General features: G+C 66.6%; 23 protein-coding genes. 4 read left to right on the plus strand and 19 right to left on the minus strand.

Going from position 1 to position 23,814, the window contains the following annotated elements; all coding sequences use genetic code 11:
* Nucleotides 1-10 precede the first annotated feature (10 nt).
* The 19 genes from VVD47_RS00840 to lplT all read right to left on the minus strand — a co-directional run bounded on the left by VVD47_RS00840 (nt 11) and on the right by lplT (nt 19,188).
* Nucleotides 11-937: a 3-oxoacyl-[acyl-carrier-protein] synthase III C-terminal domain-containing protein gene (locus VVD47_RS00840; protein WP_327601505.1), complete on the minus strand. Its 927-nt coding sequence runs from the start codon at nt 935-937 to the stop codon at nt 11-13.
* Nucleotides 925-1,803, minus strand: coding sequence for a hypothetical protein (locus VVD47_RS00845; RefSeq protein WP_327601506.1), 879 nt, complete (start codon nt 1,801-1,803; stop codon nt 925-927). Before VVD47_RS00845 ends, VVD47_RS00840 begins: the two co-directional genes overlap by 13 nt.
* Entirely contained in the window at nt 1,803-2,039 is a 237-nt protein-coding gene (locus tag VVD47_RS00850) for a hypothetical protein (protein WP_327601507.1), read from the minus strand. The genes VVD47_RS00845 and VVD47_RS00850 overlap by 1 nt, the downstream gene beginning before the upstream one ends.
* A gap of 10 nt (nt 2,040-2,049) precedes the next feature.
* On the minus strand, nt 2,050-3,360 hold the full coding sequence (locus tag VVD47_RS00855; RefSeq protein WP_327601508.1) for an AMP-binding protein: 1,311 nt from the start codon (nt 3,358-3,360) through the stop codon (nt 2,050-2,052).
* Between the two features lie 283 nt (nt 3,361-3,643).
* Nucleotides 3,644-3,988 carry an acyl carrier protein gene (locus VVD47_RS00860; protein ID WP_327601509.1) on the minus strand — a complete coding sequence of 115 codons (345 nt, stop codon included), beginning with the start codon at nt 3,986-3,988 and terminating at the stop codon, nt 3,644-3,646.
* A 304-nt stretch (nt 3,989-4,292) separates the two neighbouring features.
* A complete protein-coding gene (locus VVD47_RS00865; RefSeq protein ID WP_327601510.1) occupies nt 4,293-6,581 on the minus strand; it encodes a non-ribosomal peptide synthetase in 2,289 nt (762 codons plus the stop codon).
* Nucleotides 6,582-6,778: 197 nt separating this feature from the next.
* Nucleotides 6,779-7,525 (minus strand): type II secretion system protein N, encoded by a 747-nt coding sequence (gene gspN, locus VVD47_RS00870; RefSeq protein WP_327601511.1) that lies wholly within the window; start codon nt 7,523-7,525, stop codon nt 6,779-6,781.
* A 9-nt stretch (nt 7,526-7,534) separates the two neighbouring features.
* Nucleotides 7,535-8,029, minus strand: a complete 495-nt coding sequence (gspM, locus tag VVD47_RS00875) for a type II secretion system protein GspM (RefSeq protein WP_327601512.1) — start codon at nt 8,027-8,029, stop codon at nt 7,535-7,537.
* A 26-nt stretch (nt 8,030-8,055) separates the two neighbouring features.
* Nucleotides 8,056-9,231, minus strand: a complete 1,176-nt coding sequence (gene gspL / locus VVD47_RS00880; protein WP_327601513.1) for a type II secretion system protein GspL — start codon at nt 9,229-9,231, stop codon at nt 8,056-8,058.
* Nucleotides 9,232-9,265: 34 nt separating this feature from the next.
* The gene (gene gspK, locus VVD47_RS00885) at nt 9,266-10,228 is read right to left on the minus strand and encodes a type II secretion system minor pseudopilin GspK (protein ID WP_327601514.1); all 963 of its coding nucleotides are present in this window, start codon (nt 10,226-10,228) and stop codon (nt 9,266-9,268) included.
* Nucleotides 10,209-10,796 (minus strand): type II secretion system protein GspJ, encoded by a 588-nt coding sequence (locus tag VVD47_RS00890; RefSeq protein WP_327601515.1) that lies wholly within the window; start codon nt 10,794-10,796, stop codon nt 10,209-10,211. Before VVD47_RS00890 ends, gspK begins: the two co-directional genes overlap by 20 nt.
* Entirely contained in the window at nt 10,793-11,164 is a 372-nt protein-coding gene (gene gspI, locus VVD47_RS00895) for a type II secretion system minor pseudopilin GspI (protein ID WP_327601516.1), read from the minus strand. Before gspI ends, VVD47_RS00890 begins: the two co-directional genes overlap by 4 nt.
* Nucleotides 11,161-11,709 (minus strand): prepilin-type N-terminal cleavage/methylation domain-containing protein, encoded by a 549-nt coding sequence (locus VVD47_RS00900; RefSeq protein WP_327601517.1) that lies wholly within the window; start codon nt 11,707-11,709, stop codon nt 11,161-11,163. Before VVD47_RS00900 ends, gspI begins: the two co-directional genes overlap by 4 nt.
* Nucleotides 11,697-12,110 (minus strand): type II secretion system major pseudopilin GspG, encoded by a 414-nt coding sequence (gspG, locus tag VVD47_RS00905; protein ID WP_443080913.1) that lies wholly within the window; start codon nt 12,108-12,110, stop codon nt 11,697-11,699. Before gspG ends, VVD47_RS00900 begins: the two co-directional genes overlap by 13 nt.
* Nucleotides 12,111-12,230: 120 nt before the next feature.
* Complete coding sequence (gspF, locus tag VVD47_RS00910) at nt 12,231-13,427, minus strand: type II secretion system inner membrane protein GspF (protein WP_327601519.1); 1,197 nt, start codon at nt 13,425-13,427, stop codon at nt 12,231-12,233.
* A gap of 28 nt (nt 13,428-13,455) precedes the next feature.
* The gene (gene gspE / locus VVD47_RS00915) at nt 13,456-14,922 is read right to left on the minus strand and encodes a type II secretion system ATPase GspE (protein WP_327601520.1); all 1,467 of its coding nucleotides are present in this window, start codon (nt 14,920-14,922) and stop codon (nt 13,456-13,458) included.
* Nucleotides 14,919-17,033: a type II secretion system secretin GspD gene (gene gspD, locus VVD47_RS00920; RefSeq protein WP_327601521.1), complete on the minus strand. Its 2,115-nt coding sequence runs from the start codon at nt 17,031-17,033 to the stop codon at nt 14,919-14,921. Before gspD ends, gspE begins: the two co-directional genes overlap by 4 nt.
* Nucleotides 17,034-17,066: 33 nt before the next feature.
* Nucleotides 17,067-17,753, minus strand: coding sequence for a type II secretion system protein N (locus VVD47_RS00925; RefSeq protein WP_327601522.1), 687 nt, complete (start codon nt 17,751-17,753; stop codon nt 17,067-17,069).
* Nucleotides 17,754-17,922: 169 nt separating this feature from the next.
* Nucleotides 17,923-19,188: a lysophospholipid transporter LplT gene (gene lplT, locus VVD47_RS00930; RefSeq protein WP_327603162.1), complete on the minus strand. Its 1,266-nt coding sequence runs from the start codon at nt 19,186-19,188 to the stop codon at nt 17,923-17,925.
* A gap of 232 nt (nt 19,189-19,420) precedes the next feature.
* Here lplT and VVD47_RS00935 point away from each other — a divergent pair, with 232 nt between their 5' ends.
* From VVD47_RS00935 to tpiA, 4 genes are all read left to right on the plus strand, one after another.
* Nucleotides 19,421-20,377 (plus strand): LysR family transcriptional regulator, encoded by a 957-nt coding sequence (locus VVD47_RS00935; protein WP_327601523.1) that lies wholly within the window; start codon nt 19,421-19,423, stop codon nt 20,375-20,377.
* Between the two features lie 9 nt (nt 20,378-20,386).
* Entirely contained in the window at nt 20,387-21,472 is a 1,086-nt protein-coding gene (gene alr / locus VVD47_RS00940) for an alanine racemase (protein ID WP_327601524.1), read from the plus strand.
* Nucleotides 21,472-22,839, plus strand: a complete 1,368-nt coding sequence (gene radA, locus VVD47_RS00945) for a DNA repair protein RadA (RefSeq protein ID WP_327601525.1) — start codon at nt 21,472-21,474, stop codon at nt 22,837-22,839. Before alr ends, radA begins: the two co-directional genes overlap by 1 nt.
* A gap of 144 nt (nt 22,840-22,983) precedes the next feature.
* Nucleotides 22,984-23,760 (plus strand): triose-phosphate isomerase, encoded by a 777-nt coding sequence (gene tpiA, locus VVD47_RS00950; RefSeq protein WP_327601526.1) that lies wholly within the window; start codon nt 22,984-22,986, stop codon nt 23,758-23,760.
* Nucleotides 23,761-23,814 lie beyond the last annotated feature (54 nt).

The following is a 23,814-nucleotide window of genomic DNA, read 5'->3' on the forward strand; positions in this document are numbered from 1 at the left end:
AGACAAGGTCTCAGTGGCGCAGCACGACGGCTGCGAACGTGGAGGTCGTGCCCACGGACACCATCATGAAATGGTCTCCCGGCTGGAGCTTGCCTGCCTGCACGGCGTCGCAATAGTTGATGAAGGGATCCGACGTGAAGCAATGGCCAGCCCTGGCGATGTTGTCGAGGTACAGCAGGTCGGGCGAGCAGGGGAAGTTGCGTGCGAAGAACTTCCACGAGATGGCGTTGACGTTGTGCACGAGGACCAGCGCCAGGTCTTCGATCTTCATCGACACGGCCTCGAGTGCATCGCGGATCACGTGGATCAGGTCGTCTCCGTAGCTGGTCGCCGGTACGGGGATGCCGGGCGTGGTCGGCTGAACGGCTGCGTGCTCGAACTTCCGCTGCGCCAGCGTCAGCACTGCGTTGCGATCACCGCGTTTGCCCACCAGGCAGGCGGCGGAGGCGTCGCCGATGATGGTGGTGTTGGGAATGACCCGCAGTCGTTGCTGGAAGGATATCTCGCCTGTCAGAAGAAGAACTTGCGCGTCGTCGTCCTCGTCGTGCAACAACAGTTCGGCGAGGCGCAGCGCGGTCAGGGGCGTAGCGCACTGGTCCTGCGCGAGTCCTACCGCGACTGCGTGCTGCAGCCTGTGCTTGCGTTGCAGGGTACTTACGAGTTCGGCGCCGGCCGGGCACACGCAGGGCGCGGCATGGCAATGGAATATGTACCTGATGCGCTTCCGCTCGCTCTCCTCCGCCGGGAGGATGCGTGTTAGCGCCTGGTCCAGCAGATCGCCAAGCGTCTCGGTTTCCGCCAGCGCAATGGTGTCGAGGCCGTATACCTTCTGGTACAGCGTGGCGGTGGCGGGCGTCAGGTGCAGGCCTTCCGCCATCGCCATGACCTGTCCGCGACCGGGCGGCAAGTAGCTGGCGATCTTGTTCAGGTAGAGCATTGCGACTCCTGTCGGAACAGGAAGAGGTAAAGGTGGCCGTCACGCGCCAGATGCGTGAGCAACACGTTTCTTGCGCCGGCCTCCAGTGCATCGAGCACCGCGACGAGATCGGCACTCGACATGTAGCGCCGGTCGGTTTCGTGCACGCGTGCTGCGGGCATGGCACCGGAGAGTGATGCGGCGAGTGCGCCGTCCGCCACCACGTCCACCGCGGACATCTCGACACGCGCCGTATCGAGCCAGGCATAGATGCACTGTGTAATCCATGCGGCGTCCGCCACCCCGTTCTCGCGCCAGAAGCGCCGGCCTTCCAGGGATGTGCCTGCGTCGTCCCCGGCTGCCTTGAGCCGCAACACCAGCGCGTTGTCGATGCTGTCCCGCGGGTGCCAGTCGCCGCGATACGGCTGGGTGGCCTGATCGAGAACGAGCAACAGGCCCGCCCCTTCGAACCCCGGTTGACGCAAGGCGGCCAGCAGCACGGTGAGGCCGATGCATGGCGTGCTGCGTTCCTGCTCGGTCAGCGCGACGGCGGGTGCATTGATGCCGAATGCACGACACAGCAAGGTCGTCGTCGACTGGAACGGGTGGAACGTATCCAGCGTCTGGTGCGCCATAAGGAACAGCCCTGTATCCGTCAGCGGGCATTCCTCGTGGAGTTCCTTGAGGACGTGGCTCGCCATCGCCAGAAAGCTGTTGTTCCGCCCGCTGGCCATCTGGACCGGATCGGTCTGGATGCCATATGGCGTCAGCATTCCCTGGTAATAGCTGTCCAGCCACGGCATGACCGTGGGGACAGGGCGCTGCTCGGGAAAGCTGTGACGGCGGTAGGCGTCGATGCGGATACGGGGAAGCCGCGCCATCGGCATCAGGCGATGGCGCCCGCCGGCTCGTAGGCCTCGAACACGGCGATGATCGCGTCCAGCGTGCTGGCGTCGGCCACTTCGTTGAAGCACTTGTCCAGCAGGCCGGGTTTGACACCTTCGAGGTAGGCAATGACTTCCAGCTTGGCCAGCGAGTCCAGCTCGTAGTCGTTGTCGACCTTGATGACGCCGGACTCACGATGGGCCAGCAGTTCAGAGACGATACGGTCTTTCAGCATCATGGTTTCCTCCTCAAACCCGGGCCTTGCCCGATGTACCTGTCGCAAACTCTTCGACGAATTCGACGCCGCTCGGCATCAGGGCCGCGCCGTAGCGTTGCTTGTATGCCTCGGTGATGTTGCGGGCTGGTGCATCGCCCACCACGATCACGTTGAAGCCACTGACCAGGCCGTCCTGGAGGATGGTCTGGATCTTGGCGTACTTCACCCCGGGCACGGCGCAAGCGACGCGTTCGAGTTCTTCCTTCTCGATGCGCATGCCCTTGATCTTGAGTTGGCCATCGGCACGACCATGGAAGTAGTACTTGCCGTCCTGCTCGGACACGAGGTCCTTCGTGTCGAAGAACGCCACCTCGCTGCTGTGCAGGTAGCGTGCAACCTGCGGCCCGCGGATGAGCAGCGTGCCGTGCGGAGAGATCTCGCCACGGTTGCCACCGAACGGCGCGCCGATGGATACGTCCGAGGTCGGTTCCAGACCGTCCAGCTGCAGGCGCTCCCCGGTACAGGCGATGGTGGTTTCGGTGGGGCCGTAGACGTTGATGATCTGGCCGCCGCCGAGACGATGCCAGTCAAGCGCCAGACCCGCGCCCAGTCGCTCGCCGCAGAAAAGCGACACGGGGATCGATACCGGTTTTTCTGCAGCTGCCGGCATGCGCGCACGGGCTGCCAGGATATTGGCGGCGAGTGTCGGCGTGGAGAACCAGATGTCAAGCTTGCGTGACTGCACGAATTCCGCCATCAGCATGCGCTCGCGCGGAGAGGGCACTTGCAGCGTGGCGCCATATGTCATGGCCAGCAGCAGGTCGTGATAGAACAGGTCGAACAGCGGCGAGAACACGGCGGAGATGCTGGTGGCCTGTGCGTACTCCGGAATGAACCCGGAGATGCCTTCCACATAGGCTTCCAGGTTGTCGCGCGACACCAGGATGCCCTTGGGCTTGCCGGTGGTCCCGGAGGTGAAGAGGCAGTAGACATCGCCGCTCTTGCGTTGCGCCTGCCCCTTGCCCTGGTGCGTCGAAAGCTCGCCTTTCTCGTCGATGAAGACGAAGCCGGGCAGGGCATCCGACAGGTCCTCGAACGACAGCTTCAGCGTGCTGAACGGGACGACGGTGCGGTCGGCGATGACGCAGGCGCAGAAGACCGCGACGTAGCGCTGGACATCCGCACAGTCGACCACCACGAAGGGTGCGTCAGGGATCTCGGCGAGATGCCCGGCGATGCGCCGGGCTGTTTCGCCGATCTCGGCAAAGCTGCTGCGTGTCGCGCCGAGATCCAGGAAAGGGTGCTCGGCGTAATTCTCGAAGGCTTTACTAATCAGAAGCATGGCTCATTCCTCTTTGAACGGACCTGACTGCTTCCGGGGTCTGCCATGATTCCTGGCCGACACCGGTCCCACCGCAATTCAGGAATCGCGGAAATGCTGTTTGGGTCTATTTCGGCGAGCCTCTGGCTTCGCCGGCGCTACCAGCACGCCCTGGTCCGGAATACGGCCAGTGACATGCGCCTCTGCTCTCAAGACCGGCTGGCGGCATCAGGGCAGCGGTGTTTCGGGGCAGGCGGCCTGGAACGGCCGCCCGTGCTACACAAGGCTCAGGCGCTACAGGTATTCAAGTCTTCAGGGGCTCTCTCTGATCGAGCGCGTCACTGATTGCCACCGCCAGATCGTCGAACCGGCTCGCGGTGTAGATGATGTCCGGCTCAAGCAGGTCCTCACCGAATTCGCGGCCGATCCGTTCGAGCATCCTGATTGCTCCCAGGGAGTCCCCACCGAGATCGAAGAAGTCGTCGCGGCCATCGATATTCGATACGTGCAGCAACTCCTGCCAGATTGCGCGCAGGGATTCAATTACGGTAGTTGCTCGCAGACCGGTTGCCGGATGGTCGTCCGCCGCGGTTTTCTGGTCTTTTTCTACGACGTCACAGAGATCGCTGTTGTTTTCAGCGTTATTCATGGCGCCTCCGTTATTATTGTTGTTTTTATTGTTTTGCGCCAAAGTGGCTCGGCGCAATCGTTTGATTTTTATGGAATTTTGTTGTCTCTTTGGCTTTGTTAGTTAAATTGCATAACAAAGCCATATAAGCTTATCTCAAATTTTTGTATGCAGGTAATTCGCTGATCGGGTTTTTTTGATTGCCGGATTTACGCCCGATGTGGCCTGCCCTTTTGTTCAGGGAATTGCCGACGGATTACGCGAAAAGGCGTAATGAAACACGGCATGCACCGCTGCCTCGCGCCCGCCCCATTACCCGATTACCTCAGGCGGGTCTGTTCGCAGGCACCGGGGGCGGGAGATTGCGGCGGTCGACCTTGCCGTTGGGACTCAGCGGCAAGGTGGCCAGCTGCACATAGTGTTGCGGCACCATGTAGTCGGGCAGGCTTTGCCGCAGGTGGCTGCGAAGCTGCTTTCCCTCGACTGGCTGCTCGCTGATCACGTAGGCCACCAATCTCCGTTCGCCCGGATGGTCCTCACGAACGATGACCACGGCATCCTTGACCATCGGATGCGTGGTGAGGGCCGCCTCGATCTCGCCCAGTTCGATCCGGTAGCCACGCAACTTGACCTGGTTGTCGATGCGGCCGAGGAACTCGATATTGCCGTCCGGGAGGTATCGCGCTTTGTCACCGCTTCGATACAGCCGGTCCCCCTGTTTGCCGGAGAAGGGGTGGGGGACGAAGCGTTCGGCGGTCAGTTCGGGCCGGTTCAGATAAGCACGCGCCAGTCCGATGCCGCCGATGTACAACTCGCCCGGCACCCCCACGGGGACTGGCTGGCGATGTTCGTCCAGGATGTACACCGTGACGTTCGGCAATGGCCGTCCGATGGGGACGTTGTGCGCCACGTCGGCGCTCACCAGCGCCCAGGTTGCACAGACGGTCCCTTCGGTCGGGCCGTAGGCGTTCAGCATGCGGCGCCCCGGCGCCCACACGCGGGCGAGCTCCGGCGGCCAGGCCTCGCCAGCCAGTACCAGCGTCCTGAGCGACGGCAAGGGGCTGGCGGGGAGTACTGACAGCAAGGACGGTGGCAGGGTCACGACCGAGATGGCCGACTGTTCGAGCACCTTGAGGATCTCGTACGAGGAGCGCAGCGATTCCTGCCTGATCAGGTGGAGGCATGCGCCGCGGCTCAGGGTGACGAAGGTCTCCGACACCGCGGCATCGAAGCTGATCGACGCAAACTGCAGCACCTGGCTGTCCGGCGTGATTTCGAATGCGTCCGCCTGCGTGTGGCACAGGTTGGTGAGGCCGATGTGCTCCAGCGCCACACCTTTCGGACGTCCCGTGGAGCCTGAGGTGTAGATGACGTATGCAAGGTCGTGCAGTCCTGCAACCGCATCGGGATCTGCATCGCTGTAGCCGGCGACGGCTGGCCAGTCGCTGTCGAGGCAGATGGTCGGGGTCGACGTCGCGGGCAGCTTCTCCAGCAAGGCTTCCTGCGTGAGTGCCAGGGCCGGACGCGCGTCCTCCATCATGTAGGCCAGCCGGTCTGCCGGATAGCTCGGGTCCAGCGGCAGGTAGGCGCCACCTGCCTTGAGGATGCCCAGCATGCCGACGATCATGTCCAGCGAACGGACGACGCATAGCCCGACGAGTGTGTCCCGGCCGACGCCGCGGTCGCGCAGATAGCGGGCCAGCTGGTTGGCCCGCGCGTTCAGCTCGCCGTAGCTCAGGCGCTGCGTGCCGATGACGACGGCGGGGGCCTGTGGTGTCCGCTGTGCATGTTGCTGGAATATGTCCTGGACGCACTGGGTGGGTAGCGGCGCGTCGGTGGCGTTCCAGTCCAGCACGATCTGCCGGTATTCGTCCGCGCTCAGCATCGGCAAACGGGCGGGACGCTGCGCGGGGTCCTGCAAGGCTGTGCTCAGCAACTGCCGGAGATGCGCAGCCAGCCGCGTCGCCGTGTCTTCGCGGAACAACGCCGGGTCGTAGTGGAGCTCGCTACTGAGCGTGTCGTCGTCGCAAGTGTGCAGATGCAGGTCCAGCCTGTCGTCAGCGACACCAGTCAAGGTGCCGGTGGCATGCAGGCTGAGGCCGGCCTGTGCCAGGGGCGCGTGGCTCTCGGTGGCGGGAATGCCCAGTTTCAGGGCGAGCTCCGCGATGTCGCAGGTGCCATTGGCGCCCGCTGCAGACAGGTTGTCGCGGACGTGTTCCACCAGCAGGGCGAAGCTCGCGTGATCGGTCGTCAGCCGCAGCGGCAGCATCTGGCCGGAGAACTCGTCCGCACGGCAGGCGATGCACAGGTCATGGCTGGCGCTGTAGCGCGACAGCAGGATGGAGAATCCTGCCAGCAGGTTTGCAAGCAGCGAGTGGGCTTCCCTCCCGTCACGCATTGCGCTTGCCAGCTCCTCGCCGAAGGCGAAGCGATGGATGGCGCGTACCGATGCCTGCCGGGCGGGGCGCGGAAAGTCGGTGGGCAGCTCCAGCAGGGTGGGAGCGCCGGCCAGCCTGTGTTGCCAGTAGTCGGGCGCGGGTGACGGGGTCGTCCCGCCATGCTCGTCTACCTTGTCTTCGGCGCGCGCCAATGGCGTGCTGTCTTGCCGCAACATCTGTCTCTCCCCCGCAGCGTCCCGTCAGGTCTCCCAGTGCGGGGCCGGCGGGTGTTCTTGTGCTTCGCTGCCCTTGGGGCAGCCTGGTTCAATGCAAATGTCCGGCAGTGGGCCTGGACGGCGCGCATGGTAGCGGATGGTCATGACAAAGACCAAGCGTCCAGCGCGCCGGGGTGCGGTGGCCCGGTTGGGGGTGTTCAGTAGGTGACGTTGAACCGGAAGCGTCCGGCGCTTTCACGCGTCACCCACTGGCCGGCAATGTTCGGCAGGCGGCCGACGAAGTTCGGGTCGCCCTCCACCGTGCCATTTGCACTGCCGTGACGGTCCGGGCGGAACTCCCCGGTGCCGTCGAGCCGGACGTCACCCGCGAGGGTCTGCAGGTCGAGTCGCACGGTGCCGGCGTTGGCCGTCGCCTGCACCTGGTAGTCGCCCAGGGGGCGTCCCTGGAAGAGGTCGGCCGCGGCGCCGCGCCAGGTGGCCTGCGCCTTGCCGTCGCACAGGCCGCGCCAGCTGCACTGCAGTCCGGGCACCTGGATGCTGAGGTCGCCACGCCAGCCGGCGCGTCCGAACATGTGCGGGATGCGCTCCAGTGCGAAACGTGCGGGCAACTGCAGGCTGACGCCCTCGGCGCGGATTCCCGTGAGCATCGCGGCGAGACTGAAGGGAACGCCGTCGGCCACGCTGAAACGCCACAGGAACTCGCCGGACAGCAGGCGTCTTGGCTGGAACGACCATGACAGGCGGGTGATCGGTCGCCAGCGGCCGCTGGCAGGGTCACGCACGGCGAGCTGGGCGTTGCCGTTCCAAGCGCTGCCGGTCGCATCCAGCAGTGCGAGGCTGTCGGCCGTCGTGCTGCGCAGGCGGGCGTCCCAGACGGACGCAGGCGCCGTCAGCGCGACGAAGAGTATCGCCAGCGCCAGCGTTAAGAGAGCCTTGCGCAACATGCGTGGCGATCAGCCCTGCGGCGTCAGGCGCGCGTCGATGCGCACACCGCCGGCTTCACGGGTGGTCTCCAGGCTGAAGACACGCAGGCCCAGTTCGCGCTGCGCATCGCCCAGCCACAGCGCGAAGGCGTCGAAGGACTGGTTCTGGCCACTGGCGGAGACGCTGCCGATCTCGCCGCGCAGTTCCAGCGACAGACCGTGGCGGCGTGCAGCGTCCTGCAGGACGGGCACCCAGCGCGCGGCGTCGCTGCGTACCTTTTCCGGCTGGGCGCGAAGACGATCCAGTTCGGCGGCGTCATCCTGCATGGCGCGCAGCGCCGCCTGGGAGATGGGCAGGGCACGGTCGAGCCGGCGGGCCTCGCGCTGGGTCCAGCTATGCAGGGTCCACAACAGGCCGATGATCAGCAGAACGGCGGCGGCGGCAATGAGCTGCCTTTCGCGCAAGGCTCGTTGTTGCCACCACGTGCCGATGCGGGCAAGAAGCTGGGCCGGTGAGTCGCTCATGGGGTGTCTCGGTATGTCTCTTGATATCAGCCGCGGTTGAGGCGGAAGGCGATGTTGGCGCCGTCGATCGGCGTGGCCACGATGCCGCGTGTGGCCAGGCGTGCGCGCAGGGTGGCGGTATCCAGCCGGCCGGCAGCCAGCGTGACGGACAGGACGCCGCGTTCCGCGCGCGCGGATTGCAGGACACCTTGCGCATCGTTGCCCAGCGCGGCGGCAACGTCGGCCAGCAGCGATAGTGTGTCGTCGTCGCCGAGCAAGCCGCGCTTCGCGCGTTGCGCGTCGACTTCCTGGCGCAGCTGGGCTTGGGGATCGAGGATCGGTGTGTTGGGTAGCTGGCGTTGCATCAGTTGCTGCATGTCACGCCGCAGGCTGCCCAGTTCGGCGCGACGGATCCAGATGTCCACTACGGAGAGGGCCAGGTGCCCGACGATGACAGCGGCCGCCAGCGCGCCCGCCGGTTTCAGGTGACGGACCCATGCATGGCGGCGATGGGCGGGTGCGAATTCGCCGTGCAGCAGGTTGGCGGCTTCCGCGGGCACGCGGTGCCACTGCCACGTGTCCGCGGCCGTCATCGGCACGTTGAGTGCATCGCTCCAGGCCGGCAGGTAGGGCATGTGGTCGGCGAACACCAGGATCTGGCTGGGCAGGCTGCCATCGACACGCGCGTTGTGGCAGGCGGCTTCCAGCAGCCAGGGCAGGTTGCCGTCGTGCCGGTCGGCCAGCGCCGCGTGGGCGCCGGTGCGCAGGCACAGGTCCTCGCCGTGCAGGGCCAGGCTCCAGTTTCCCGGTTCGAGCGGCACGCACTGAAGCGCGCTCCAGATCGCGTCCAGCGGCCGGCCGATGGCGGCGAATTGCGCCACGATGCGGCGGATGCGCTCACGGGCAATGACCAGCACCGCCCATTGCTCGGCGCCGCGCTCGGTGGCGGTGAAGTGCTGGCTGTCGGGCTCGCGCAGCAGTTGCTCTTCGAGCGCGAAGGGCAGGGCGCGTTGCTGCTCGCGATGGCCGGCGCGCGGTACGCGGGCCAGGTGCCAGGCGGTCTGGGCGCCCAGCAGGATGGCCTCGGTGCGCGTACTGGCTGGCCAGTCACGGGGTTCGGTGTGGCCGGTCGTCTCGACGCGGCCATCGTCCGCAAGCAGGGCCCAGTCGGCCGCCGGTTCGTCGGGCCAGTTCTCGGAGAGCAGGACACGGAGTGTCGTCATGGATACGGTTGTCTGATGTTCGGTTGCCGCGGTGCTACAGGCTGCGGTACCAGAGGATCTCGGGGCGCTGGCCCGGACGGCGCTGCAGCAGCGCCTCCATCCTGACCGTCGCTTCACCCCAGCTGCCGGTGCCTACGACGAGGAAATATTCGCTGCGCACATCGAGGTTCTGCGTATGGTACTGGGTTCCGGTCGGCAGGCGCGCAACGAACTCGGCCACGCTTTCATGCACGAGATTGCTGCGCAGGCCGGCGATCTGCGGGTTGGGGTTGGTCAGGCCGATTGCCGCGGCGATCACTTCCGGCGTGGCCAGGTTGATATTGATGGAGAGCGCGCTGGATGGCAGCACGCTGACGTGATCCTGCAGGCGTGACAGCAGGGCGGGATCCTCGAAGCCGCGCACCTTTCGCAACTCCTCCACGGCGAGGAGGGAGGACTGCGGAGGCACTGCGCGGCCCGGCTGGCTGCGGTACCAGCTCGTCTCCGTGTTGTCCCGGCCTTGCGGAATGTCGTCGGCATCCATCCAGTCCACCAGCGCGGCACTCAACTGGCGTGCCTGGCTGGCCTGGATGTCGAGGAGGACGAGCAGGCGCTCGAAGATCTCTACCTGCTGCGCATTCACCGCGCCGTTGCTCACCAGCGAATTGAGGTTGAAGCGCCCGGACTGGTCGAAGATCTGGCCGGCGACCTCGCCTTCTTCATACGGCTGGGGCGGGACCTTGATGGCCCATTGCTCGCTCATGTTGTCGGTCTTGGCGGTGGCCGCCACGCGCTGGTCTTCCTGCAGTGCCCAGCGTGCGGCGTCCATGCCGCCCAGCGCCAGCCAGCGCGCCTGCGCCTGGTCGTGGCGGCCGGACAGGTGCCGCACGGCGTGGCCGTAGTCGGCCAGCACCGCGGTGGCGACACCCGCGATCAACGCGGTCGTCAGCATTGCCATGACCACGGCAGCGCCACGTTGCAGGCAAGACGACCGGCGTTCAGCGCAGCGTGAAGACACGGCTTACCTTTCCGTAGCGCTGGGAATCCACTTCTACGCGAACGCCCGTCGGCAGGCTTTGCGGGCTCGTGCCGGAGGCCGGCCAGGTCTGCGTCCACGCCAGCGGCGAGCCGGCAGCGAAGAACCAGTTCACGCCATACACGCCGTCGAGCAGGGTGTCGCGCAGCGGCGTGTCGTCGGTCGATCCGGTGGGCCAGCGCAGCAGTTCGATGCGGTTGTTGTCGAAGGACAGGCCGGTGAGGCGGGCGCCTTGCTGCTGGTCCTGGCGCCAGAACACCAGCATGCTGCCGCCACCGGGAAGCGGCATGTAGCGCAGCGCGGGCGTGTTGGCCCGGTCCAGGCCGCGGGAGCTCATCTGCTGGAGATCCCCCTCGATACGTGCGAAGGCGCGCGCAAGCTGGCGCCATGCGGCGTAGTCGGCTTCCAGTCGATCGCGGCTGTTGGCCGCGTGGTCGACCGCGCGGTACGACATGGTGCCGAGGATGCCGAGAATGACGATTGCAACCAGCAGCTCGACCAGGGTCAGGCCGCGCAGCCGGCGCAGGGAAGCATGGCAGGGAGGGGTCATCGCGTGATCATCCCGGTCATGCGCGCCAGCGCGTGATCCTCACCTGCGCGGAAGACGCGGATGTCGACCTGGCGCAGGTTGTTGGGCGCATAGGCCGTGGTGCGGAATTCCTCGCGATAGCGGAAGCGCACGCCGCCTTGCTCGACTTCGCCTTCGTTTACCGCCGGGTCGCGCCAGTGGCCCAGCGCACGATGCTCGGCCAGCAGGTCCTGCGCCACCCACTCGGCGAGCAGGCGGTCACGCAGTTCGGTGGATTGCCCGCCGGCCACGGCGATCGAGCGGTAGGCCGCCGTGATGCCGATGGCGAGGATCGCCAGTGCCACCAGGCACTCCACCAGGCTGAGACCAAACGCGCGCGTGCGGGTCATCGCGCGGCAGCGGCCGTGGTGGCCAGCGTGGCAAGGGGAGTGATGTCGATGGCGCCGGTGATGTCGCCGACGAGTTCGACCACGCTGTCGTTCTGCTGCAGGCGCAGCCGGAACTCCGGTGGCTCGCTGCCGAACTGCAGCACGTAGGGTGCGGTGACTGCCTGTCCGCCGATTTCCAGGCGTTGCAGGCCCAGCCCGTCGGGCCAGCTCCGTTCGGAGAACTCGCGCGGCTCGAACAGCAGGCGCCATTCGTTGTTGGTGTCGTAGGTACTGAAGCGGTAACCGTGCGGCAGGAATTCGACGCGGACCGGCTTGCCCTGGATGCTGGCACGTTCGCTGGCCAGCTCCAGCACCTTGCGCAGGCGTTGTGTCTCCTGCTGCGCATCGCGCCCGAAGACGGCCTCGAATCCAAGGGTGGTCATCGTGGCGAACACACTGATGATGACGATGACCACCAGCACTTCGACCAGCGTGAAACCCTGACCGGCGCGCGCAGCCTTGCGGCGCCGGATCTTCGTTGCGGAACGGATGCTCAGTTCATCCACGAGCCGATGTCGGAGTCGTTGCCTTCGCCACCGGGCTCGCCGTCGGAGCCGTAGCTCCACACGTCGTACTCGCCGAACTTGCCCGGCGACAGATACATGTACGGATTGCCCCAGGGGTCGTTGGGCAGCTTCATGAGGTAGCCGGTGTTCGGATAGGTCGGCGGCAGCGGCGGCGTGGTGGGTTTGGTGATCAGCGCGTTGAGGCCCTGCTGGGTCGTCGGATACTGGCGGTTGTCCACCTTGTAGAGGCGCAGGGCCTCGCCAAGGGAGGCGATGTCCTGCCGCGCGGCGGCGATGCGTGCCTGGTCCGGTTTGTCGACGACGTTGGGGACGATGAGCGCGGCGAGGATGCCGAGGATGACGATCACCACCATGATCTCCACCAGCGTGAGGCCGGTCATGCGGCTTGGAAGAGAGAGGCGGGAACGTCGGGAAATACAGCGGCTTTGCATGTCTGGTCTCCGGTAATTATTGTCGTATAGGACTGTCGTCCAGGTGCGAAGTTCGAGCTGCGAGCCCGCCTACTTCAGCAGTGTGTTGACCTCGATGATCGGTTGCATGACCGCCAGCACGATCAACAGCACGGTGCCGCCCATGGCCACCAGCAGCAGCGGTTCCAGCAAGGTGGTGAGCGTGGCGGTGCGCTGCTCGACTTCGTTCTGCTGCAGGCGCGCAGTGCGTGCCAGCATGACTTCAAGTTCGCCGGTTGCCTCGCCGCTCGCGATCATGTGGGTGAGCAGGGGCGGAAAGGCCTGTGTCTGCCGCAGTGCGGTGGACAATGACACGCCTTCGCGCACGCGGTCTGCGGCAAGTGCCACGGCTAGGCGCATCGGCAGGCGGGTGATTACCTGCCTCCCGGCGTCCAGCGCGGAGAGCAGCGGCACGCCGCTGCCCACGAGGATGGCGAGCGTGCTGGCGAAGCGTGCCGTATCGATCGCCCGCAGATGCCGTCCGAGCAGCGGCAGGCCGAGTAGCCAGGTGTCCCAGCGGCGACGCACGGTGTCGTCACGCAAGGCCTGCCTGAACGCGAAACCGCCACCGACAAGGGCGAGTGCCAGCAACCAGCCCCACTCGCGCAGCATGTCGCTGGCAAAGATCATGATGCGGGTGAGCAGCGGCAGGGCCTGCTTGCCCTGCCGGAAAACCTCGACGATCTGCGGCACCACGTAGGTCATCAGGCCGACCACCACCAGCACTGCGATGACGAATACGATGGCCGGATAGAGCAGGGATTGCAGGGTCTTGCGGCGCAGGCTGTCCTGCGCCTCCAGGTAGTCGGCGAGTTGCGTCACCACCTCCGCGAGCTGGCCGGATTTTTCGCCGGCGGCGACTGAGGCGAGGTAGACCGGTGGAAACACCTTGCCGTAGCGGTCCAGTGCCGTGCGCAGGGAGTGGCCCGCCACCACGTCGCCACGTACGCCGGAAAGGATCTGTCGAGTCTGCGGCCGCTCGGCCTGGTCGGCGAGGGCGGCAAGGGCCTGCTCGACGGTGAGGCCGGAGCCGAGCAGGGCGCCGAACTGACGGGTCATCAGGCACAACTCGGCGACCGGCATCTTGCGGCGCGCGGTGCCGGTTGCGCCCGCGGCCGTCTCGATCTCCACCGGGAACAGGCCGCGTTCCCGCAGTTGCATGCGGGCGTGGCGATTGGAGTCTGCGTCGATGAGGCCGGCGCGTTCGACGCCAGCCGCATCCAGTGCGCGATATCGGAAACCGGGCATGCCTGCGTCTCGCTCGTTCCGTCCGGCCTCAGTCGCGCGTCACGCGCAACAGTTCCTCGCCGGTGGTGGTGCCGTCGGCGAGCATGCGCAAGCCGTCCTCGCGCAGCAGGCGCAGGCCACGCTTGCGTCCCAGTTCGCGGATCCGCGCTTCCGGTGCGTTGTCGTGGATCAGCTGGGCAATGTCGGCGTCAACGCCAAGGAGCTCGTAGATGCCGGTACGGCCTGCGTAGCCGGTGCGGCTGCACGCCGGACAACCCACCGCCTGCCACAGGTGGGCCGGTGTATCGCTGCCCAGTGCCTGGCGGTCGGCGTCGTTGGCCACGCGCTGGCTGCGGCATTGAGGGCAGAGCTTGCGCACCAGGCGCTGCGCCATGGCCCCGCGCAGGGTGGAGGCGAGCAGGAAGGGCTCGACCCCCATGTCGATCAGGCGCGTCACCGCGGACGCGGCGTCGTTGGTGTGCAGGGTGGCCAGCACGAGGTGGCCGGTGAGGCTGGCCTGCACGGCGATCTGCGCGGTTTCCAGGTCGCGGATCTCGCCGATCATGATGACGTCCGGGTCTTGCCGCAGGATCGCCCGCAAGGCACGCGCGAAGCTCAGCTCGATACGCGGATTCACCTGGATCTGGCCGACGCCCGGCAGCTCGTATTCGACCGGGTCTTCCACGGTCACGATGTTGCGCTCCGGCCCGATCATCTCGCGCAGGGCTGCGTACAGCGTGGTCGATTTGCCGGAGCCGGTCGGACCGGTGACCAGCACGATGCCGTGCGGTTGGGCGAGCAGGGCGCGGAAAGCGGCCTGGGTATCGGTCGCCATGCCGATCGAATCGAGGCCGATCTGGCCGGCGGACTTGTCCAGCAAACGCAATACGATGCGCTCGCCGTGGGAGATGGGCACGGTGGACACGCGCACGTCGATGGCGCGACCTGCCAGCCGCAATGCGATGCGGCCGTCCTGCGGCAGGCGCTTCTCGGCGATGTCGAGGTTGGCCATCACCTTGATGCGCGAGGCGATTGCCGCGTGCAGGGCCCGGTGCGGGCGGGCCACGTCCTGCAGGCTGCCGTCGCGGCGGAAGCGCACCACGGAGTTGCGTTCGTAGGGTTCGATGTGGATGTCGGACGCGCGCTCGCGCAGTGCCTGCTGGAGCAGCGCATTGATCATCCGGATGATCGGCGCGTCGTCCTCGGCTTCCAGCAGATCCTCGATGACCGGGATTTCCTGCATCAGCTGCGACAGGTCCACGTCGGCGCCGACGTCGTCGACCACCGCGGCGGCGTCGCCATCGCCCTGGCCGTACTGCTCGGACAGGCGCGCCTCGAAGGCCGGACGTGGCAGGCGCGTCAGGCGCAGCGGCAGCCCGAGATTGCGGCGCAACTCGGCCAGCGCGGCGGGCTGCACGTCTTCGCGCGCCACCAGTTCGACGTGTTCCTCGTCGCTGGTGGCGATCAGCACGCCGTGGGTGCGTGCGAAGGCGTAGGGCAGCTTCAGCTCGCTCATTGCGCGGGCTGCAGCGGCTTGGGCTGGGGCGTGGCCGGCACGGGCTGGCCGCCGAGGTCCGGCGCCAGCTTCAGCGGCGGCAGCTCGGGCATGGGGCTCTCGCCGCGCATCAGGCGGTCCGGGCTGTCGGCGGTGCGTTGCTTGCCGACGATGTAGTCGTAGCGCTCGTGGGCCAGCGTGCCGCTGGCGTCGGCATCGCGCATGATGCGCGGGCGCAGGAAGATCAGCAGGTTGGTCTTGCTGCGCTTGCGGGTGTCGTACTTGAACAGCGTGCCAAGCACGGGAATGTCACCCAGCAGCGGCACCTTCTCGATGCCGCCTTCGTAGGTGTCCTCGACCAGGCCGCCCAGCGCGATGATGCCGCCGTCGTCGGCCAGCACCATGGATTCGAGCGAGCGCTTGCTGGTGACCGGACCGGCCTCGGTGGCCTGCAGCACGGTCGACGCTTCCTGGAAGATCTGCAGCCGGATCGTGCCGCCCTCGGAGATCTGCGGCTTGATGCGCAGCGTCAGGCCCACGTCCTTGCGTTCGATGGTCTGGAAGGGATTGCTCGGCGTGGTGCCGCCGCCGGTGTTCGCATACTGGCCGGTGAGGAAGGGCAGGTTGCGGCCGACGATGATCTTGGCTTCTTCATTGTCCAGCGTCACCAGGCTGGGCGTGGACAGGATGTTGGCCTTGGTCTCGGATTCCAGGAAGCGCGCCAGCACGTTGAGGTTCATCACCGTGCCGATGCCGGGAATGGTGACGGGCCCGCTGCCGACCATGAAGTTCAGGCCCTTGCCTGCGGAGGCCGGATTGGTCGCGACGCCAACGATGTTCTGGCCAGCACCCCCGAAGTTGGTGCCACCGAACACCGTGGTGGTGCCGTCGGTAGGCACGCCGGCCTGCCACTGGATGCCGACCTCGGCCGCGCGTTCGGAATTCACTTCGGCGATCAGGGCTTCGACGTATACCTGCGCGCGGCGGCGATCGAGCTGGTCGATGACGGCGCGGATGCTGTTGTAGATGGCTTCCGGTGCCGTGATGATCAGCGCGTTGCTGGTGGCGTCTGCCTGCACGATGCCGCCGGCGACCGTGACGGTGGCCGAGGTGGGGCCCTGCTGCGACTGGCTCTGCATGGTGCTGCCGGGCTGTGCGCCGCCCTGCATGTTGCTGGCGCTGGCCGTGGGGCTGAAGGGCGTGGTGCTGCGCGTCTGGCTGCCACCGCCGCTGTCGCCCCCGCCGAGCACGGCTCGCAGCGTCTCGGCGACCTTCACGGCCTCGGCGTTCTTCAGGTAGACCACCCGCACCATGCCGGTGGCGGCATTGGGCTGGTCGAGCTGCGCGGCCATGCTGCGCACGGCCTGCACGCGGGAGCGGTTTTCCGAGCGGACCAGCAGGGCATTGCTGCGGGGCTCCGCCATGATGGTGACGCGCTGGCTGGGGTCGGCATTGGCGCCGCCGCCGTCCGGGAACAGCTTGGTCAGCAGGTTGGCGAGATCCACCGCCGAGGCGTTGCGGACGGGGATGACCTGGGCGTCGCTGCCCGGCACGTCGATGGACTCGATGATGCGGGCGATGCGGCTGACGTTCTCGGCGTAGTCCGTCACCACCAGCGTGTTGTTGCCGGGGTAGACGGTGACGGTGTTGTTCGGCGCAACCAGCGGACGCACCACCTGCAGCAGTTGCTGGGCGGATTCGTGCTTGATCTGGAACACCTGGGTGACCAGGCGTTCGCCACTCGTGACCGGAGTGCTGTCCTTGCCGACAGGAATGGCGTGGAGCTTGGCATCCGCCTCGGGCAGGATCTTGGTGATGCCGTTCGACTCGATGGCGGTGTAGCCCTGCAGGCGCAGCGCGGACAGCAGGATGTTGTAGGTCAGGGCCGGCGCTACCGGGCGGTTGGTCACGATGTTGAGCGTGCCCTTCACCCGCGGGTCCACCAGGAAGTTCTTGCCGGAGATCTGGCCGATGGCGCGGATCACGGCCTCGATGTCCGCGTTGGCGAAGTTCAGCGACACCTTGTCGCCTTCCGCGGTGGCACCCGCGGGCAGCTGGGCCCAGGCGGGCGCCCCCCCGAGCATCAGCAGGGCGGCGAGGTAGAGGGCAGTGTTACGGAGTGTCAGCATCATTTCGTTCGGGTGGCAGTCGACGGGCGTGTCCGCTCAGTCGTTGCGTTGTTCGTCCGGAGGCGGCGGGTTGCCCGGCGCGTTCGCCGCACGGTTGGCCGCGGGAGGCGGTGGTGGCGGTACGACGCCGCTGGGCACCGTCTGGGTCTGTGGCGGTGCCACCATCATCGGTTGCGTGGGTGCTACGGTAGCCGGAACGCCCGGTGGCGGAACGGGCGAATTGCCGGGCGAAGACAACCCAGTCGGCGGCGTGGCCGCGCCGGCCGGGGCATAGCGCAGGACTTCACGGCTGCCGCCCTGGGTGATTTCCACCGAATCGGCCGTCACCCGCACGACCTTGAGGCCGGGAGCGAACTCGCGCCCTTCGACGGCGGACACGGCGGGCTGGCCGCTTTCCTGCAGGATGGCGAAGCCGGGTTGCCGGTCACTGCTGTGCGCCATGAGGCCCAGCACCTTGAAGCGGGAAGCCAGTGCGCCCGGCGCTGCTGCAACGGGGGCGCTGTCCGCCGCCGGCATGCCGAAGAGGTGGCGTGAAGCGATTTCCTGCGCGGCCGCTAGGGGTTCTACCAGCGGCGTATGGCGCGCCGTTTCAACCGGGGGCGCTGCCAGGCGCCAGTACCAGTGGGCGCCCAGCCATGCCGTCAGCGCCAGCGCGGCAGCCCACGCGAGCACAGAGGCCAGCGGAGCAAGCCGGTCGAGCCGGTTCAGGCGGGAGGCAAACATGGGTGGCAAAGCGTTTTCCGTCTTTCAGGTGGAATCGCGTGGATTCTAGCCCTGAAATTCTTTCAGAACATGGATTTGCAGAGGTTTTCTCAAGTCAGATAGCAGATAACGACGGATTGTCGTGCGGCCTTGAGTCCCGGAGTGGCGTGCATTCGGAGGCTCGATGCTCCTAATGACCAGTGCGGTCTTCGAGCTGCGACACGGCGTCGTACTCGCGCTGGTTTGCCGCATGACGCAGCTTGACCAGGTACATGGTGCTGGCCACGAAAAGTCCGAACAGCACCACCACCAGATTGACCGACAGGCCGAACTTCAGCAGCAGGGCGTAGAGGCCCGTCATCGCCAGGATGCTGAGGTTCTCGTTGAAGTTCTGCACCGCGATGGAGTGTCCCGCCCCCATCAGCACATGGCCACGGTGTTGCAGCAAGGCGTTCATGGGGACGACGAAGAAGCCGGCCAGGCCACCGACGATCACCATCAAGGCCATCGCGATGTAGATGTCGTGGACGAAGATCATCACATTGATGACCAGGCCCATCGCGATGCCCAGCGGAATGACGCGCACTGAACGGCGCAGGGTGATGAAGCTGGCGGCCAGAACCGACCCGATGGCAACGCCGACCGCCACCACGCCCTGCAGGCTGGTGGCCTGTGACAGGCCGAGGTTGAGGTTAACCTCGGCCCAGTCCAGCACGATGAACTGCAGGGTGGCGCCGGCGCCCCAGAACAGGGTGGTGACGGCGAGCGAGATCTGGCCCAGCTTGTCGCGCCACAGCAGCTTCACGCAGTGGCTGAATTCATGGATCAGGTACAGCGGGTTGCTCTTCAGCGGCTTGTGGTCGACCCCCGTGTCCGGCACGTAGGCGTTGAACAGCGCGGCGATGACGTACAGCACGGCGATGATGGCGATGGTGATCTCGCTGCCGGTATCCAGGCCGGTGTCGAGCAGTGGCAGGTCGAAGCCCAGGATCCACTGGGTGAACTGGGGCGCCACCAGCGCGCCGCCCAGCAAGGTGCCGAGGATGATCGCCCCCACGGTCAGGCCTTCGATCCAGCCATTGGCGACCACCAGCTTGGCCGGCGGCAACAGCTCGGTGAGGATGCCGTACTTGGCGGGCGAATACGCGGCGGCGCCGAGGCCGACGATGGCGTAGGCCGCCAGGGGATGCAGGCCGAAGAACATCGCGCCGCAGCCCACGATCTTGATGCTGTTGCTGATCAGCATCACCTTCCATTTGGGCATGGAGTCGGCGAAGGCGCCTACGTAGGACGCGAGCAGCACGTAGCTGATCGTGAAGAAGAACTTCAGCAGCGGAATCTGCTCGACCGGAGCGCCGTTCTGCTGAAGGATCGCGATGGCGGCGATGAGGAGTGCGTTGTCGGCCAGCGCGGAAAAGAACTGGGCCGCCATCACGATGTAGAAACCAATGCCCATGAAGGTGATCGGGTGCGCTACGAGGGCGGTTTTGGCGAAGCCGGGTTTATACCACAGCGACTGCAAGCGCCTTCGTGCGCCGCCAGATCGGCGCGGGCAGCGCGATGTTTCCGGCAAACAGGCTTGTTGCATCGCAACCGATTGTCGCGGACAGGTGCCAAGGACTAGCTAGGCAGCCCGCTTGGTGGTCAAATGCTGAAACATAAGCATTGTTTATTGACCAGGTGCTCGCATGGCAGATCGTCGTTTGCAGGTGTTTCACGCCGTGGCGCGTCTCGGCTCCTTCACCCGGGCGGCCGAAACGCTTTTCATGACCCAGCCGGCGGTGACCTTCCAGATCAAGCAGCTGGAAGAGCAGTTCAACACCCGCCTGCTGGATCGCGGGCACGGCAAGGTCACGCTCACCCCGGCAGGCGAGATCGTCTTCAACTACGCGGACCGCATCCTCGGCCTGTCGGACGAGATGGAAACCCGCATCAACGAGCTGGCCAACGAGCTCAGCGGCACCATCACCATCGGCGTGTCGCGCACCATCGCGGCTTACTGGTTGCCGACGCTGCTGGAGAAGTTCAAGGAAAAGTACCCGCGCGTGGTGCCCCGAGTGTTCGTCGGCAACTCCGAGCTGATGCAGAACCGCGTCGTCGAGCACGAGCTGGACGTCGGCATCATCGAGCGCGAAGTGAACCATCCTTCGCTGGAATGCACGCTGGCCTGCCGCGACGAGCTGCTGGCCATCGTCCGGCCCGACCATGAGCTGGCTGGCGCGAAGTCCCTGACCGCCGAGCAGCTGCAGGCCCACCCCTTCGTGGACCATGACCCTGGTGCGGCCTTCCGGGCGCTGGCCGAAGGCTTCTTCCGCGGCGGCGGTGTCAGCCCCGACTCCCTCAATCGCGTGGCGGAGCTGGGCAGCCTGGCGGTCATCAAGCAGTTCGTGCGCCTGGGCAGCGGCTTTGCCATCGCCTCCAGCGCGTCGCTGGCGCGCGAGCGCAAGGACGGCTCGCTGGCGATCATCCCGCTGGAGCCACGTCTCTATTCCGGCCTGACCGTACTGGTCCCCAGCGACCGCTTCCGCGCCCGCCTGCATTCGACCTTCGCCGAGTTCGCCGTCGCCCATCTGGCGCAGACCGCCCAGCGCATGGCGGAGAGCGCCGGCGCGGCCGGCAGCGCGACCGACAACCCGCATCCGTAAGCCGCGCCTGTGAGTCGTCCCGTTCTCGCCCGCATCGCGCCGGGCGCCTTCCGTCATAACTACCTGCTGGCGCGCCAGCGCAGCGGCGGTGCCCGTGCCTGGGTGGTGGTCAAGGCCGACGCCTATGGCCATGGCATGCAGGCCTGCGTGGCTGCGGTAAGGGACGTGGCCGACGGCTACGCCCTGCTGGAGCATGAGGCGGCCGTGGCCTTGCGCGAAGCGGGTGTCACCCAGCCGGTACTGCGCCTGGAGGGCGCCTTCAGCGGCGCCGAGACCCAGGCTGCCGCGCAGCTTGGCCTGACGCTGGTGGTGCACAGCCCGGCCCAGGTCGCGATGATCGAGCAGAGTGCACTGGGTGCGCCGCTGGATGTCTATTTCAAGATCAATACCGGCATGAACCGCCTGGGCTTCGCGCCGGCGGAGGCCGCCGCGGCGCTGGCGCGCCTGCGCTCCAGCGGCAAGCTGGGCCGCATCACGCTGGCAACCCACTTCGCGACGGCGGACGTCGAGGCCGGCATCGACGCCCAGCTGGACTGCTTCCGGCGCGTTGCCACGCAACTCGACCCGGCCGGGCAATTGCCGCGCAGCCTGGCCAACTCGGCCGCACTGTTGCGCTTTCCGGCTGCGCATGCCGACTGGGTGCGGCCCGGCATCATGCTCTACGGCGGCTCGCCGATGCCCGGCCTGCAGTCGGCGCAGGCGCTGGGCCTGCGGCCGGTCATGACGCTGACGAGTCGGCTCATCGGCGTGCAGCAGGTGCAGGCGGGTGAGCGCGTCGGCTATGGCGGCACCTTCACCGCGCCGCAGGCGATGCGTATCGGCGTCGTGGCCTGTGGCTACGCGGATGGCTACCCGCGCCATGCCGGCACTGGCACGCCGGTCATGGTGGACGGTCAGCGCAGCCGTACGCTGGGGCGGGTGTCGATGGACATGCTGGCGGTGGACCTCACCGATCTGCCGGATGCCGGCGTCGACACGCCGGTGACGCTGTGGGGCGAAGGGATGGATGCCGACGAGGTGGCTACGGCCGCCGGCACCATCAGCTATGAACTGTTCTGCGCGCTGGCTCCCCGCGTGCCGCGCGAGGTGGTCTGATGGCCAGGACGAAGACGGTCTATGCCTGCACCGAGTGCGGTGCGCAGTCGCCCAAGTGGCAGGGCCAGTGCCCCGGCTGCGGGCAGTGGAACACCCTGGTGGAAAGCGTGGCCGAGCCCGCCGCCGGCAGCCGTTTTGCGGCACTGGCGGCAGGCTCGGGCAAGGTGCAGAAGCTCTCCGACATCGCGCCGCAGGAGTCGCCGCGCCAGCCCAGCGGCATCGAGGAACTGGATCGCGTGCTGGGTGGCGGCCTGGTGCCGGGGATGGTGGTGCTGATCGGCGGTGACCCCGGCATCGGCAAGTCGACCTTGCTGTTGCAGGCGCTGGCCACTTTGTCGGCACGGGTGCCTACGCTGTACGTGACCGGTGAGGAGTCCGGCGAGCAGGTGGCGCTGCGTGCGCACCGCCTGCAACTGGATGCCGGAAATCTGCCCTTGCTGGCGGAAATCTCGCTGGAAAAGATTCTGGCCACGCTGCGCGAGGGCAAGCCCTCCGTGGCGGTCATCGATTCCATCCAGACCATGTACTCCGAGGTGCTGCAATCGGCACCGGGCTCGGTCGCCCAGGTGCGCGAATGTGCGGCGCAACTCACCCGGCATGCCAAGTCCAACAACTGCGCGATGGTGCTGGTGGGGCATGTGACCAAGGATGGCGCGCTGGCCGGGCCGCGCGTGCTTGAGCACATCGTCGACACGGTGCTGTATTTCGAGGGCGACACGCATTCCAGTTTCCGTCTCGTGCGCGCCATCAAGAACCGCTTCGGCGCAGTCAACGAGCTGGGCGTCTTCGCCATGACCGACAAGGGGCTGCGCGGGGTGAGCAATCCGTCCGCGCTGTTCCTGTCGCAACACGCCCAGCCGGTGCCCGGCAGTTGCGTGCTGGTCACGCAGGAAGGCACGCGGCCGCTGCTGGTGGAAATCCAGGCGCTGGTGGATACCTCGCACGGCAACCCGCGCAGGCTGTCGGTCGGCCTGGAGCAGAACCGGCTGGCGATGTTGCTGGCCGTGCTGCACCGGCATGCCGGCATCGTCTGCAGCGACCAGGACGTGTTCATCAATGCGGTGGGTGGGGTCAAGATCAGCGAGCCGGCCGCGGATCTCGCCGTCAGCCTCGCCATCGTGTCCTCGCTCAACGGCCGGGCTTTGCCGCGCAAGCTGGTGGTGTTCGGCGAGGTGGGCCTGGCCGGCGAGATACGCCCGGCGCCGCGCGGGCAGGAAAGACTGAAGGAAGCGGCCAAGCTGGGCTTCGAGCTGGCCATCATCCCGACCGCCAACGCCCCGAAGCAGAAGATCGCCGGCATGGAAGTGGTGGCGGTGGACCGCATCGAGCAGGCCCTGACGGCCCTGCGCGAACTGCAGCAGCGCTGAACCGGTCACCCCGGTGGGCCTGCTGCCTAGCAGGACAGCGCAAACCCTGCAAGCCCGGGGGTCTGTAGTACGCTCCCGGCCAATCGGCCTCGCGCCACTAGTCTCCACTCAATCCTCCATTCAAGTTCAGCAAGGACCCCCTCTATGAGAAAGAAATGGATCGTCGGCAACTGGAAGATGCATGGCAACCTGGCCAGCAATCGCGCGCTGATCGAAGGTATCCGCGCCCGCCTGCCGGAGCCTGCGGAGAGCGTCGGCATGGTGGTGTGCCCGGCCTTCCCTTATGTGTTCCAGCTCGATGAGCTGCTCAACGAGACGGGCATCGCGCTGGGCGCGCAGAACGCGTCGGATCACCTGCAGGGCGCCTACACCGGCGAGACTTCGCCGCTGATGCTCAAGGAGCTGGGCTGCAAGTACGTCATCATCGGCCACTCCGAGCGTCGCTATCACCAGCACGAGAACGATGGCCTGATGGGCCGCAAGTCGCTGGCCGCCATCGACGCCGGCCTGGTGCCCATCATCTGCGTGGGCGAGACCGCCGAAGAGCGCGACGCCGGCCGCACCCAGGAAGTGCTGGCACGGCAACTGGACGCGGCCTTCGGCTACATCCGCACCGCGCACGACAAGATCATCATCGCCTACGAACCGCGCTGGGCCATCGGTACCGGCATCGCGGCGACGCCGGAAATCGTGCAGACCGAGCATGCCTTCCTGCGCCAGCGCATTGCGCAGCGCGACGCCGCCTTCGCGGCGGACCTGCCCATCCTGTACGGCGGCGGCCTGAAGGCGGCCAACGCCAAGACCCTGTTCTCCATGCCGGACGTGGATGGCGGCCTGATCGGCTCCGCCGCGCTGAATGCCGAGGAGTTCGTCGGCATCTACAAGGCGGCTGTCGCGCTTTCCGCCGGCGACAAGGCCTGAAGCGGCAGTCGAGCGTCATGGGTGGCATGGGCCGCATGCGCGGCATCGGCAGCA

The organism is Uliginosibacterium sp. H1 (genome assembly GCF_036017065.1).
Lineage (GTDB): Bacteria > Pseudomonadota > Gammaproteobacteria > Burkholderiales > Rhodocyclaceae > Uliginosibacterium.